The sequence below is a fragment of the Burkholderia perseverans genome (assembly GCF_022870505.1).
GTDB classification, from domain to species: Bacteria; Pseudomonadota; Gammaproteobacteria; order Burkholderiales; family Burkholderiaceae; genus Burkholderia; species Burkholderia plantarii.
The window spans coordinates 3,376,851-3,391,404 of record NZ_CP045094.1; the positions used below are offsets into that span (position 1 = coordinate 3,376,851).

Sequence of the window (14,554 nt, forward strand, 5' to 3'; positions counted from 1 at the left end):
ACCCGATGGCGCTCGGCCGAAGTTAGGCGCACACTTGACCGGCATGCGGGCACCGGCCCGCGCGGAACGGGCGCCGCGCCGCATGCGTACCGAACCCGACAGAACCTGAAACGCGCATCGACACCCACGATCCGGGAGCAGGCATGGAAGAGGCAAGGCACTTCATCGCGGGCGAATGGGCCGCGCCCGCGAGCGGCGAGACGCTCGCCGTCATCGATCCGTCCGACGGCGCGCCGTTCGCGCGCCTCGCACGCGGCAACGCCGCCGACATCGACGCCGCGGTACGCGCCGCGCGCGCGGCCTTCGAGGGCGCCTGGGGCGCGACCAGCGCCGCCGAGCGCGGCCGGCTGCTGTACCGGCTGTCGCAGCGCGTGGCCGAGCAGCAGGACACGCTCGCACGGCTCGAATGCCGCGACACCGGCAAGCCGCTCAAGCAGGCCCGCGCCGACGCCGCCGCGCTCGCGCGCTACTTCGAGTTCTACGCCGGCGCGGCCGACAAGCTGCACGGCGAGACGCTGCCCTACCAGGCCGGCTACACGGTGCTGACGCTGCGCGAGCCGCATGGCGTGACCGGCCACGTCGTGCCGTGGAACTACCCGATGCAGATCTTCGGGCGCAGCGTCGGCGCGGCGCTCGCCACCGGCAACGCCTGCGTCGTGAAGCCGGCCGAGGACGCCTGCCTGTCGCTGCTGCACGTCGCGCGGCTCGCGGCCGAGGCCGGCCTGCCGCCGGGCGCGCTGAACATCGTCACCGGCACCGGCCACGAGGCCGGCGCGGCGCTCACCGCCCATCCCGGCATCGACCACATCTCGTTCACCGGCTCGCCCGAGACCGGCCGCCTCGTCGCGCTGGCCGCCGCCGAGCGGCACGTGCCCGTCACGCTCGAACTGGGCGGCAAGTCCCCGCAGCTCGTGTTCGCCGACGCCGATCTCGACGCCGCGCTGCCGGTGCTGGTCTCGGCGATCGTGCAGAACGGCGGCCAGACCTGCTCGGCCGGCAGCCGCGTGCTGATCGAGCGCGCCGTCTACGAGCCGCTGCTCGACCGGCTCGCCACCGCGTTCAGCGCGCTGCGCGTCGGCCCCGGCCTGGCCGATCTCGACTGCGGCCCGCTCATCAACGCCAAGCAGCAGCAGCGGGTCTGGGATTTCCTGTCCGACGCGCAGCACGACGGCATCGCGATGGCCGCGCAGGGCGAGGTCGTGCCCGAAGCGCCCGAGAGCGGCTTCTACCAGGCGCCGACGCTGCTGCGCGACGTGCCGCCCGCGCACCGGCTCGCGCAGGAGGAAGTGTTCGGCCCGGTGCTGGCCGCGCTGCCGTTCCATGACGAGGAGGAAGCCGTTGCGCTCGCCAACGGCACCGCCTACGGGCTCGTGGCCGGCGTCTGGACCCGCGACGGCGCGCGCCAGATGCGGCTCGCGCGGCGCGTGCGGGCCGGCCAGGTGTTCGTCAACAACTACGGCGCGGGCGGCGGCGTCGAGCTGCCGTTCGGCGGCAGCGGGCGCTCGGGGCACGGTCGCGAGAAGGGCTTCGAGGCGCTCTACGGCTTCACGGTGCTGAAGACCGTCGCGCTGAAACACGGCTGAGTCGCGCGGGCGCACCGCCTTTTTCACCGATTCCGGAATTCGCGCTCCACGCCTCGCGTCCGGCGCCGGCGCGGCGCGCGGCCGGGCGCGATCCGGCAACGCAACACACAACAGCAACGCAACGACTACCCGACCTGAAACGGACAAGGAGACATCCATGCGGCTTGCGGGCAAGACAGCGATCGTCACGGGCGGCGGCTCGGGCTTCGGCGAGGGCATCGCCAGGACCTACGCGCGCGAGGGCGCGAACGTGGTCATCAACGACCTGAACGGCGCGGCGGCCGAGCGCGTGGCCAGCGAGATCGCGGTGGCGGGCGGCCGCGCGATCGCGATCGCCGGCGACGTCTCGCAGGGCGAGGACTGGCGCGCGCTGTTCGCCGCCGCGCTCGACGATTTCCGGCAGGTCCACGTGATCGTCAACAACGCCGGCACCACGCACCGCAACAAGCCCGTGCTCGACGTGAGCGAGGCCGAATACGACCGCGTCTACGCCGTCAACATGAAGAGCCTGTTCTGGAGCGTGCAGACGCTGGTGCCGTATTTCCGCGAGGTGGGCGGCGGCGTGTTTGTCAACATCGCGTCCACCGCCGGAATCCGGCCGCGCCCCGGCCTCGTCTGGTACAACAGCACGAAGGGCGCGATGATCACCGCCAGCAAGGCGCTCGCGGCCGAGCTGGGCGCCGACCGGATCCGCGTCAACTGCATCAACCCGGTGCTCGGCGAGACCGGCCTCATGACCGAGTTCATGGGCGTCGACGACACGCCCGAGAACCGCCAGCGCTTCCTCGCCACGATCCCGCTCGGCCGGCTCTCGACGCCGCAGGACATCGCCAACGCGGCGCTCTACCTGGCCTCCGACGAGGCCGAATTCATCACCGGCGTCTGCCTCGAGGTGGACGGCGGCCGCTGCATCTGAAGCAGCGGCGCACCGGCGCGGCCCGCACGGCGCGCCACCGAAGCACCGAAGCACCGAAGCACCGAAGCACCCATACCAATACGACAAAACCATCAGATCAGGAGACGACACATGGCGAGCACCGTAACGGCCGATCCCGGCCAGCCGTCCGCGTTCGAGGCGGCCACCTACCGCAAGGTCACCTGGCGGCTCGCGCCGCTGCTGATGCTCTGCTACGTGGTGGCCTATCTCGACCGCGTCAACGTCGGCTTCGCGAAGCTGCAGATGGCCACCGACCTGAACCTGTCCGACACCGTCTACGGGCTCGGCGCCGGCATCTTCTTCTTCGGCTATTTCCTGTTCGAGGTGCCGAGCAACATCATCCTGCACCGGGTGGGCGCGCGGGTCTGGATCGCGCGGATCATGATCACCTGGGGCTTGATCTCGGCGCTGATGATGTTCGTCACCACGCCGGCGATGTTCTACGTGATGCGCTTCCTGCTCGGGGTGGCCGAGGCCGGTTTCTTCCCCGGCGTGATCCTCTACCTGACCTACTGGTATCCGGCGCACCGGCGCGGCCGCATGACCACCTTCTTCATGACCGCGATCGCGATCTCGGGCGTGGTGGGCGGGCCGATGTCGGGCTACATCCTGAAGCACTTCCACGGCGCGAACGGCTGGCACGGCTGGCAGTGGCTGTTCCTGCTGGAGGGGATTCCGTCGATCGTGGTGGGGCTGCTGGTGCTGCTCTGGCTCGAGGACCGCATCGCCCGCGCCGCGTGGCTCAGCGACGACGAGAAGGCGCTGCTGATGCGCAACGTGGCCGACGAGGAAGCGCTCAAGGACGACCCGTCGGTGGCGCGCGTGCTGGCGAGCCCGCGCGTCTGGCTGATGGCGCTGATCTATTTCTCGTTCGTGATGGGCCTGTACGGCGTGGGCTTCTGGCTGCCCACCATCATCAAGTCGACCGGCGTGACCGACGCGTTCGCGATCGGCCTGCTCTCGGCGATCCCCTATGCGGCGGCCGTGATCGGCATGATCCTGATCGCGCGCAGCGCCGACCGCCATCGCGAGCGTCGCTGGCACCTCGCGTTCCCGGCCGCGCTCGGCGCGCTCGGGCTGCTGCTGTCGGTGATGTGGGCGAACCAGACCGCGCTCGCGATGGTGGGCCTCACGCTCGCGACGATCGGCATCCTCACGACGCTGCCGCTGTTCTGGAGCCTGCCCACCGCGTTCCTCGGCGGCACCGCGGCCGCGGCCGGCATCGCGCTGATCAACTCGATCGGCAACCTGGCCGGCTTCCTGAGCCCCTACATGATCGGCTGGCTCAAGACCGTGACCGGCTCGAACGCGCCCGGGATGCTGATGCTCGCCGCGTTCTGCGTGCTGGGCGGCCTGCTCGCGCTGTCGGTGCCGAAGGCGCTCGTCAACCGCTAGAAAGCGAAATGGCAGCCCGAAGGCTGCCGTTTCACGGGGGCGCCCACGCCAGCGTGAGCCACTAGGCGAGGTGCGTCGCCAGCGCGCTCTCGCGGTAATGGCGCGCCGCCTTGTCCGGTTCGCCGAGATGCTCGAACAGGCTCGCCAGCGCGCGATGCGCGCGCACCTTCAGCGCGTCGTTGTCGGAGAGCTTCAGCGCCGCTTCGAGGAACGACTGCGCCTTGCCCCACAGCTGCTGCTTCTGGCAGAGCCGGCCGAGCGCCACCAGCAGGTCGGCGTCGTCGGCATGGTCGCGCCGCCAGCCCTCGGCCTTCTGGATCAGCGGCAATGCATCGGCACTCGCGGTGTCGGGATAGCGGCGCAGCAGGCGCGCGTCCCAGTGATGCGCGAGCGCGTCCTCGACGATGCGGCGCGCCTCGGGCTGGCGATCGAGCGCGACCAGCAGTTCGGCGGCCAGATCGGCCAGGCGCGGCGACTGCCGCTCGGACGCCGACAGCGACTGCCATACTTCCAGCAGCGCGTCCGCGTCGTGGCGACGGTCGCGCAGCAGATGCTCGGCCGCCTGCTGGCGCATCCGCACGGCCGCGGCCGGATGCAGCGCCTCGCGCTTCTCGAGCGCCTTGGCGAGCTTCAGCACCTCGGCCCAGTTCTTCAGCTGCTGCTGCGCGCGCAGCGCGACCTGCTGCGCGTGGATGCGCTTGCCGCCCGACTGCTGCATCTCGGCCAGCGCGGCCAGCGCGCCCTCGGCGTCGCGCGCCTCGGCGCGCATGTCGGCCGTCGCGAGCAGCCGCGCTTCCTGCCAGTCGCCGGCATCGACCTTCGCGAGCCACTCGTCGCGGCGCGCGTATTCGTGCATGCGATGCGCGGCCACCGCGCCGACGAGGCCCGCCGCGCCCTGGTTCGCGTCGACCGCGAGCGCATCGCGCGCGGCCTTCTCGGCACGCGAGAAGCGGCCCGCGTAGAGGTTCGCGATCGCGTCGCGCAGCGAGGCGTGCGCCTTCTCGTGGCGCATCCGCGCGCGATAGGCGGCCACCCGCTGCGGCATGCGCCAGACGTTGCGCACGATGCGCAGCAGCGCGTAGATCACGATGAACAGCACCACGATCGCGACGATGAACAGGTTCAGCGACACGTCGACCCGATACGGCGGATAGACGATCAGCACCTGGCCGCCGTCGAAGCGGCCGACCGTGGCGAGCGCCACGGCGACGGCGAACAGCACGGCCAGCCAGAGGATTCCTCGCAGCGTCATCGTCACCCCCGGCTCTTGAACTGTTGGATCGCGGAGAGGCTCGTGTTCAGGTTCGGCACCGCGACCGACAGCGACGCTGCATCGACCTGCCTGAGCAGGTCCTGCACCGTGCGCGTGTCCTTCGACGAGGCGTCGAAATAGCGGCCGAGCGCGGCCTGCGCCGCGTGCAGGTCGGACTTCATCGCCGCGTCGTTGCGCGCGAGCAGCGAGAGCCGCGCCGTCAGCAGGCGCAGCTTGACGTTCTCGCGCACGAAGTAGCCCTGCTCGGGCGAGGTCAGCATCGCATCGGCGTTGTCGATGCGGCGCACCTGCACGAGGCTCGTGAGCTGCGCGGCGACACCGGTGGACAGGTCGTGCCACCAGATCTTCCAGCGCGGCTGGCCGGTGGCGGCGGCCTGCTGCGCGGCGTCGGCCGGATGCGCGGCGCGCGGCACCGCGCGGCCGATCGGCGCCTCGCCCGCGAGCGGCAGCGCGTCGATGCGGCCGATCGCGTCGTCGAGCTTGATGGCGAGACCGGTCAGGTCGACCGCCGGCGCGGCCTTGAGCTTGTCGATGTCCTGCGCGAGCGCCTTGCGCACCGCGATCGCCTGCGCGCCCTGCGAGGTGGCGAGTTGCGCGTCGGCGTTCTGCAGCGCGACCAGCGCGAGCTGCGTGTCGCCCGTGAGCTGCAGCTGCTGGCTCGCGCCCGACAGCGTCTGCTCGACCTGATCGAGCAGCCAGGCATCGCGGTTGCGCGACAGGTCCTGGTATTGCTGCTGCAGCGCCTGCTGCTGGGCCTGCGCGTCGGCGAGCTTGCCGGCGAACTGCGAGACCTGGCCGTCCACCTGATGGCTGTTGACGAGCGCCTGCTCGGACTGGCGCCGCGCCGCGGCGGTAGCCGCGTCGAGCGCCTTCTGGCGCTGTGCGGTGAGTCGGTCGAGCTGGTCGATCTTGCGGTTCAGCACGTAGCCGCCGGCGCCCGCGCCACAGGCGAGCACCACCACCACGCACCAGAGCAGCACGCCGGCCGTGCCGCCGCGGCGTTTCGGGCCCTGCGCCTCGAACGGCGTGAACGGCGGATTGGGTGGCGGCGCCGCCGCGGGCCGCGCGGGCGCGCTGCCGGTGCCCGCGGGGGAAGCCTTGCTGGAATCGTTGGTGTCTGTCATGCGAGAGGGTACCGAGGCGGCTTGCGCCGCGTGAGCGGCCGTGTCGGCCAACGTTCTGAATGCGCGGACGATCCGTTCGTCACCCGCGCCGGACTGCGTAATCGTATCAAAACCCAATGCCCGCGCCGTATCGGCGATGCGCGGATGGGGCGCGACCAGCGGTGCGTGCTGCAGCGCCTCGATCTCGACCGCGGTCAGGTGGTCGATCGCCAGCTCGTGCAGGTTGCGCATGCCCTCCGAACTCGTCACGAGCCACGCGTGCGGCGCGCCGCCCAGCAGCGCGTGGACGCGCTCCCAGGCGCCGATCGACGGCTCCGGCACGATCCGGCGATAGGCGGCCACCAGTTCGACCTCGGCGCCGGCCTCGCGCAGCCGCGTGGCGAGCCATTCGCGGCCGCCGTCGCCGCGCACGATCAGCACGCGCTTGCCGGCGAGCGGCCCGGCAGCCACGGCGGGCGGCGGCGCGGCGGCGGCGCGGCCGGCAGCGGAATCAGCATCGGGGACCGGATGCGCCGCGGACTCGGGCTCGCGCGATCCGGACGAAGCCGGTGCAGCGGAAGAATCGGAGAAATCCCGCGCCGCGTCCGAGTCGACGCCCGCTTCCCGCGTGGCGCCGTCGTCGCGGCGGTCGAGGGCCACGCCGTCGCTCGCCCTGGCGCCGGCCGCGTCATCGGCCACCTGATCGGACACCTGATCGGCCGGCCGCGCGGCCGGATCGACCGGGCGGCTTGCGCCGAACGCGCGTTCGATCTGCGCGTAAAGGCTTTCGGAATCGTAGCGCGGCTCGCCGCCGTCCGGCCCGGCGCCCGTCTCCGGCAAGCCGTCGGCCGCATCCGCGCCGCCCGGCGCGATCACGCGATGCGCGGGCGCCGCGATGCCGTGGCGCGCCAGCGCCGCCACGCTGCCCGGCCCGACCACGCCCACCGGCAGCGAATGCGGCCAGATCGCGCCGAAGCGCGCGAGCGCGCGGTCGATCGCGTTCGGCGAGACGAACACCACCAGCGCATAGGCGTCGAGGCGCGCGAGCGCCACGTCGAGCGGACCGAAGTCCGCCGCGGGGGCGATGTCGATCAGCGGGAAATCGAGGCTGTCGATGCCGGCCGCCGCGAGTTGCGCGGCGAGCGCCGCCGATTGCCCTTCGGGCTTCGTCAGCACCGCCGTGAACGCGCGGGCGGCGGCCATCAGGTCCGCCCTCCGAGCAGCGCCTCGACGATCTCGAAGGCACCCTGCCGCGCCAGCTCGTCGGCCACCTGCCGGCCCAGCGCGAGCGCCGCGTCGGGCGTCGCGACGGCCGCGCGCGCACGCGCGCTCAGCACGCGCGTGCCGCTCGGGTTCGACACGCGGCCCGTCAGCTGCAGTTCGTCGCCGTCCCACACCGCGTGCGCGGCGAGCGGCACCTCGCAGCTGCCGCCGAGCGTGCGCGAGACCATCCGCTCGGCCTCGCAGGCGAGCGCCGTGGCCGGGTCGTGCAGCGGCGCGAGCCAGCGCGCGACGTCGGCGCGCGCCGACGCGATCTCGATGCCGAGCGCGCCCTGCCCGGCTGCGGGCGGGCTCGTCTCGACCTCGATCAGCGAGCGGATCCGCGCACCGAGCCCGAGCCGCTTGAGCCCCGCCGCGGCGAGGATGATCGCCGCGTAGTCGCCGCGGTCGAGCTTGGCCAGACGCGTGTCGAGGTTGCCGCGCAGCGGCCGCACGTCGATATCGAGATAGCGCGCGCGCAGCATCGCCTCGCGACGCAGGCTGGAGGTACCGACGATCGAGCCGGTGGGCAGCTCGTCGAGCGACGCGTAATCGTTCGACACGAACGCGTCGCGCGGATCCTCGCGGCTCATCACGGCCGTGAGCGCGAAGCCCTCGGGCAGCGACATCGGCACGTCCTTCAGCGAATGGACCGCGAGATCGGCGCGGCCGTCGGCCAGCGCGGTCTCGAGCTCCTTCACGAACAGGCCCTTGCCGCCCACCTTCGAGAGCGTGCGATCGAGGATCTGGTCACCTCGGGTCGTCATTCCGAGGATTTTCACGTCGCAAGCTGGATATAATTTGCGCAGCGCGTCACGCACATGTTCAGCCTGCCACATCGCGAGGCGGCTCTCCCGCGAAGCGATCGTGAGCGTCGCCGGAACGTCGGCCGTAAGAGTCTCGGAATTCATTGCAGCGGCATCGAAGGACGGGAATCAGGAACGAACAATGGTAGCACGCACGCCCGTCCCCCTTTTCAGGCGGTCCGGGCGCACGCGCCGAGGTCGCCCGCCGGCGACCGGCGTGGCGCGCGGCGGTCTTCCGCCGGCAAGTCGACAGTACCGCAGTCTCCCGTTCACTCGTGCTTTCCCAAGGAAACCCATCGTGAAGTCCTCCGGATCGGCGCGCGCTGCGCGCCGCAATGCTGCCTCGTCCAACGTCACCGCGCCGGCCACGACCGACGCCCCCGCGCAACAGCGCGGCACGACCACGGCCGCCCAACCCGCCGCCAAGACGGCAACGACGAAGAAACCGGCAAAACCGGCCGCCAACGGCGCCGCGACGACCACCGCCAACGGCACGGCCAGGCCGGCCGGCAAAACCGCCAGGCCCGCCAGGACGCCGGCGCGAACCGGCGGCACGGCCGCGGCCGGCCAGCCGAAGCCGAAAGCGAACGGCCGCACGCGCGACGACAAGGACCAGCCGCTGTTCGAGGACATCCGCTATCTGGGACGCCTGCTCGGCGACGTGGTGCGCGAGCAGGAAGGCGACGCCGTGTTCGAGGTGGTCGAGACGATCCGCCAGCACGCCGTGAAGTTCCGCCGCGAGGACGATCGCGAGGCCGCGCAGGCGCTCGACAGGATGCTGCGCAAGCTCACGCCCGAGCAGACCGTGAGCGTGGTGCGCGCGTTCAGCTACTTCTCGCATCTGGCCAACATCGCCGAGGACCGCCATCACAACCGCCGCCGCCGGATTCACGCGCTGGCCGGCTCGACGCCGCAGGCCGGCACCGTGTCCTACGCGCTGCAGGCGCTCAAGGCGGCCGGCGACGCGTCGGCCGAGGTGATCAGCCGCTTCTTCGACGAGGCGCTGATCGTGCCGGTGCTGACCGCGCACCCCACCGAAGTGCAGCGCAAGAGCATCCTCGATGCCCAGCACGACATCGCGCGGCTGCTCGCCGAGCGCGATCAGGAGCTGACCACGCGCGAGCGCTCACACAATGACGCGCTGCTGCGCGCACGGGTGGCCTCGCTGTGGCAGACCCGCATGCTGCGCGACGCGCGGCTGACGGTGGGCGACGAGATCGACAACGCGCTGTCCTACTATCGCGCGACCTTTCTCGACGAGCTGCCGGCACTCTACGCCGACATCGAGGAAGCGCTCGCCGAACACGGCCTGGACGCGCGCGTGCCGGCCTTCTTCCAGATGGGCAGCTGGATCGGCGGCGACCGCGACGGCAATCCGAACGTGACGGCCGCCACGCTCGAGGAGGCGATCCACCGTCAGGGCACCGTGATCCTCGAACACTACCTGGAGCAGGTCCACAAGCTCGGCGCCGAGCTGTCGGTGTCGGACCTGCTGGTGGGCGCGAGCGACGAGGTCAAGGCGCTCGCGGCGGCCTCGCCGGACCAGTCGCCGCATCGCGTCGACGAGCCGTACCGCCGCGCGCTGATCGGCATCTACACGCGCATCGCCGCGAGCGCGCGCGTGCGGCTCGGCGAGGGCGTGGTGGCGGTGCGCAGCGCCGGACGCGGCGCGCCGCCGGTGCGCGCGACGCCGTATCCGGACGCCGAGGCGTTCGCGCGCGACCTGCGCGTGCTGCACGAGTCGCTCGTCGCCCATCACGGCGCGCTGCTCGCGACGCCGCGCCTCGCGCCGCTGGTGCGCGCGGCCGAGACGTTCGGCTTCCATCTCGCCAGCATCGACCTGCGCCAGAGCTCGGACATCCACGAGGCCGTGATCGCCGAGCTGTTCGCGCGCGCCGGCGTCGAGGCCGACTACGCGGCGCTGGCCGAAGCCGACAAGCTGCGCGTGCTGCTCGCCGCGCTGGCCGACCCGCGCCCGCTGCGGATTCCCTACGTCGACTATTCCGAACTCGCCAACAGCGAACTCGGCGTGCTCGAGAAGGCCCGCGAGGTGCGCGCGCGCTTCGGTCCGCGCGCGGTGCGCAACTACATCATCTCGCATACCGAGACGGTCTCCGATCTGGTCGAGGTGCTGCTGCTGCAGAAGGAGACCGGCCTGCTCGACGGCACCTTCGGCGCCGGCCCGGACACCGCTGGTTCGGCCGACGCGAAGCATTCGCTGATGGTGATCCCGCTGTTCGAGACGATCGCCGACCTGCGCAACGCGCCCGAGATCATGGGCGACTACTTCGCGCTGCCGGGCGCCGCGGCGCTCGTCGCGCGCCAGGGCGGCGAGCAGGAGGTGATGCTCGGCTACTCGGACAGCAACAAGGACGGCGGCTTCCTGACCTCGAACTGGGAGCTGTACCGCGCCGAACTCGCGCTGGTCGAGCTGTTCCGCGCGCACGGCACCAAGCTGCGCCTGTTCCATGGCCGCGGCGGCACGGTCGGCCGCGGCGGCGGCCCGACCTACGAGGCGATCCTCTCGCAGCCGCCCGGCACCGTGAACGGCCAGATCCGCCTGACCGAGCAGGGCGAGGTGATCGCGAGCAAGTTCTCGAACCCCGAGATCGGCCGCCGCAACCTCGAAACGGTGGTCGCCGCGACGCTCGAAGCCTCGCTGCTGCCGCGCAACAACGCGCCCGCGCAGCTGCCCGCGTTCGAGGCCGCCGTGCAGACGCTGTCGGACGCGGCGATCGCCACCTATCGCGCGCTCGTCTACGAGACGCCCGGCTTCACCGACTACTTCTTCTCCTCGACGCCGATCAGCGAGATCGCCGAGCTGAACATCGGCAGCCGGCCCGCCTCGCGCAAGCTGCAGGATCCGAAGCACCGCAGGATCGAGGATCTGCGCGCGATTCCGTGGGGCTTCTCGTGGGGCCAGTGCCGGCTGCTGCTGACGGGCTGGTACGGCTTCGGCAGCGCGTTCGCGGCCTACCTCGACGGCGCCGCGAACGACGCCGAGCGCGCCAAACGCCTCGCGCTGCTGCAGAAGATGAACCGCACCTGGCCGTTCTTCTCGCATCTGCTCTCGAACATGGACATGGTGCTCTCGAAGGTCGACCTGGCGGTGGCCTCGCGCTACGCGGAACTCGTCGCCGACAAGAAGCTGCGCAAGCAGGTGTTCGGCCGCATCGTCGCCGAATGGGAACGCACCACGGCCGCGCTCGCCGCGATCACCGGCCACGAGGCGCGGCTCGCCACCAACCCGCTGCTCGCCCGTTCGATCAAGAACCGCTTCCCGTACCTCGATCCGCTGAACCATCTGCAGGTCGAGCTGATCAAGCGCCACCGCGCCGGCGACACCAACGCGCGCGTGCGGCGCGGGATCCACCTGACCATCAACGGGATCGCGGCCGGCCTGCGCAACACCGGCTGACGCCGGCGAACGGCGGCGCCGCCTGGTGCCGCCACCGCAAGCCGCCTCGCTACCAAAACGGCGCGGGCATCGGCGACGGTGCCCGCGCCGTTCGTTTTCCGGCGTGGGCAGGCCGGACGGCGCGCGCGGACCGGAGCGAGCCGGTACAATCATCACAAAATCATCGCGGTACCAGTACCGGCCGACGCTTTATCCCGGTATCGGCGCTACCCCGCCGCGCGATGTGCCCGGGTGGGTTCTCCCCGGTTCGTGTCCCGTTTCGCCGTCCCGTTTTTCCCGGTCGCACCGCCATTTCGATGAGTTCTTCCCGCCCCGCTCCGCCCCCGCTCGACGCCACGCCGGCGCGTTCGCTCGGCGATTTCATCCGCGCCCACCGCGAACGCCTCACGCCCGACGCGATCGGGCTGCCGCCCGGCCCGCGCCGCCGCACGCCGGGCCTGCGCCGCGAGGAAGTCGCCCAGCTCTGCGGCGTGAGCCCGACCTGGTACACCTGGATCGAGCAGGGCCGGCAGGTGTCGGCCTCGGCCGACGCGCTGGCGCGGATCGCCGTCGCGCTGCGGCTCTCGCGCGCCGAGCGCGCCTATCTGTTCGAGTTGGCCGCGCAGCGCGACCCGGCCGAGCCGGAACTGGCCACCGCCGACCTGCCCGACACGCTGGTGGCGGCCGTCGGGCTGGTGGCCGCGCCCGCCTACGTGCTCGACCGCCAGTGGAACGCGCTCGCCTGGAACGCGCCGGCCGCGGCGCTCTTCACCGGCTGGCTCGACGACGGCCACGACCGCAACCTGCTGCGCTTCACGTTCACCTCGGCCGCCGCGCGCACGCTGATCGTCGACTGGGACGCGCGCGCGCGCCGGCTCGTGGCCGAATTTCGCGCCGACTCGATCCGCCACCTGAACGACGCGCCGACCCGCGCGCTGATCGACGCGCTGATCGCCGACAGCGAGGCGTTCGCGCATTACTGGGCCTCGCAGGACGTGGTCGAGCGCGAGGGCGGCGAGCGCGCGTTCGACCATCCGCGCGACGGCCGCGTGATCTACCAGCAGACCACGCTGAAGCCGGCCCATCGCGAGGACCTCAAGTTCGTCGTGCTGGTGCCAGACGGCGCGGCCGGCACCAGCACGACGAGCGACGAACCGCACTGAGGCGCGGCGCGAACGCGCTCGCCCGCCTGCGTGTCCGCCTGCGTCGGCTCGCGCTCATTTTGAGCGCCGGCGCGCGCGCCCGACGCCCGCAGCCGGGCGGCCCGCGCGCCGCCGAATGCTAGAATCCCCATCTGCCCCGCGGCGCTCGCCGCGTCACTCCCATTACTCATCGCCATGACATCCCAATTGCACAAAAAGGGCGAGGCCTGGTCGGCCCGCTTCTCGGAACCGATGTCGGATCTGGTCAAGCGCTACACCTCGTCGGTGTTCTTCGACAAGCGCCTCGCGCTCGTCGACATCGCCGGCTCGCTCGCGCACGCGAAGATGCTCGCCGCGCAGAAGATCATCAGCGCCGACGACCTCGCCGCGATCGAGCGCGGCATGGCGCAGATCCAGGGCGAGATCGAGCGCGGCGAATTCGAATGGCAGCTCGACCTCGAGGACGTCCACCTCAACATCGAGGCGCGCCTGACCGCGCTGATCGGCGACGCCGGCAAGCGCCTGCACACCGGCCGCTCGCGCAACGACCAGGTCGCCACCGACATCCGGCTGTGGCTGCGCGGCGAGATCGACCGCATCGGCGAGCTGCTCGGCGACCTGCGCGGCGCCCTGCTCGACCTCGCCGAGCAGCACGCCGACACGATCCTGCCCGGCTTCACGCACCTGCAGGTCGCGCAGCCCGTCACGTTCGGCCACCACCTGCTCGCCTACGTGGAGATGTTCACGCGCGACGCGGGCCGCCTGCGCGACTGCCGCGCGCGCGTGAACCGCCTGCCGCTCGGCGCGGCCGCGCTGGCCGGCACCAGCTACCCGATCGACCGCCACGCGGTGGCCGCCACGCTCGGCTTCGACGGGATCTGCGCGAACTCGCTCGACGCCGTGTCGGATCGCGACTTCGCGATCGAATTCACGGCCGCCGCCGCGCTCGTGATGACGCACGTCTCGCGCTTCTCGGAGGAGCTGGTGCTGTGGATGAGCCCGCGCGTGGGCTTCATCGACATCGCCGACCGCTTCTGCACCGGTTCGTCGATCATGCCGCAAAAGAAGAACCCGGACGTGCCCGAGCTCGCGCGCGGCAAGACCGGCCGCGTCAACGGCCACCTGATGGCGCTGCTGACGCTGATGAAGGGCCAGCCGCTCGCTTACAACAAGGACAACCAGGAAGACAAGGAACCGCTGTTCGACACGGTCGACACCGTCGCCGACACGCTGCGGATCTTCGCCGAAATGGTGGCCGGCATCACCGTGAAGGCCGAGCCGATGCGCGCCGCGGCGCTGCAGGGTTTCTCGACCGCGACCGACCTGGCCGACTACCTCGTCAAGCGCGGCCTGCCGTTCCGCGACGCGCACGAAGCCGTCGCGCACGCCGTGAAGATCTGCGACGATCGCGGCATCGACCTGGCCGACCTCACGCTCGACGAGATGAAGCGCGACCTGCCGAACGTGGCGCACCTGATCGGCGACGACGTGTTCTCGTACCTGACGCTCGAAGGCTCGGTGGCAAGCCGCAACCACCCGGGCGGCACGGCGCCGGACCAGGTGCGCGCGGCGATTGCCGCGGCGCGCCAGGCGCTCGGCTGATATCCATGAAGTCTCGCGGGCGACGTGAGCGTCGTCCGCTGCTCATACACTTCATT

The 14,554-nt window shown here is 71.5% G+C and carries 9 protein-coding genes; 6 read left to right on the forward strand and 3 right to left on the reverse strand.

The genetic code is table 11. The annotated features are described in order from the left end of the window. Positions 1-143 precede the first annotated feature (143 nt). From BpN12_RS29615 to BpN12_RS29625, 3 genes are all read left to right on the forward strand, one after another. Positions 144-1,583: an aldehyde dehydrogenase family protein gene (locus BpN12_RS29615; protein WP_246795707.1), complete on the forward strand. Its 1,440-nt coding sequence runs from the start codon at positions 144-146 to the stop codon at positions 1,581-1,583. A gap of 157 nt (positions 1,584-1,740) precedes the next feature. Next, the gene (locus tag BpN12_RS29620; protein WP_246795708.1) at positions 1,741-2,499 is read left to right on the forward strand and encodes an SDR family oxidoreductase; all 759 of its coding nucleotides are present in this window, start codon (positions 1,741-1,743) and stop codon (positions 2,497-2,499) included. Positions 2,500-2,610: 111 nt separating this feature from the next. Next, entirely contained in the window at positions 2,611-3,915 is a 1,305-nt protein-coding gene (locus tag BpN12_RS29625; RefSeq protein ID WP_246795709.1) for an MFS transporter, read from the forward strand. Positions 3,916-3,976: 61 nt separating this feature from the next. Here BpN12_RS29625 and BpN12_RS29630 read toward each other — a convergent pair whose 3' ends face one another. From BpN12_RS29630 to hemC, 3 genes are read right to left on the reverse strand one after another with little or no spacing between them, the layout of a single operon-like run. Then, positions 3,977-5,167, reverse strand: a complete 1,191-nt coding sequence (locus BpN12_RS29630; RefSeq protein WP_246795710.1) for a heme biosynthesis protein HemY — start codon at positions 5,165-5,167, stop codon at positions 3,977-3,979. A gap of 2 nt (positions 5,168-5,169) precedes the next feature. After that, the gene (gene hemDX, locus BpN12_RS29635; RefSeq protein WP_342346211.1) at positions 5,170-7,494 is read right to left on the reverse strand and encodes a fused uroporphyrinogen-III synthase HemD/membrane protein HemX; all 2,325 of its coding nucleotides are present in this window, start codon (positions 7,492-7,494) and stop codon (positions 5,170-5,172) included. Next, on the reverse strand, positions 7,494-8,462 hold the full coding sequence (hemC, locus tag BpN12_RS29640; RefSeq protein ID WP_246795711.1) for a hydroxymethylbilane synthase: 969 nt from the start codon (positions 8,460-8,462) through the stop codon (positions 7,494-7,496). Before hemC ends, hemDX begins: the two co-directional genes overlap by 1 nt. Before the next feature lie 193 nt (positions 8,463-8,655). On the opposite strand from hemC, the gene ppc reads away from it, so the two are divergent. From ppc to argH, 3 genes are all read left to right on the forward strand, one after another. Beyond that, positions 8,656-11,775, forward strand: coding sequence for a phosphoenolpyruvate carboxylase (gene ppc, locus BpN12_RS29645; RefSeq protein WP_246795712.1), 3,120 nt, complete (start codon positions 8,656-8,658; stop codon positions 11,773-11,775). A gap of 296 nt (positions 11,776-12,071) precedes the next feature. Next, on the forward strand, positions 12,072-12,917 hold the full coding sequence (locus tag BpN12_RS29650; protein WP_246795713.1) for a helix-turn-helix transcriptional regulator: 846 nt from the start codon (positions 12,072-12,074) through the stop codon (positions 12,915-12,917). A gap of 174 nt (positions 12,918-13,091) precedes the next feature. Then, entirely contained in the window at positions 13,092-14,498 is a 1,407-nt protein-coding gene (gene argH, locus BpN12_RS29655) for an argininosuccinate lyase (protein WP_198251403.1), read from the forward strand. Positions 14,499-14,554: the final 56 nt, after the last annotated feature.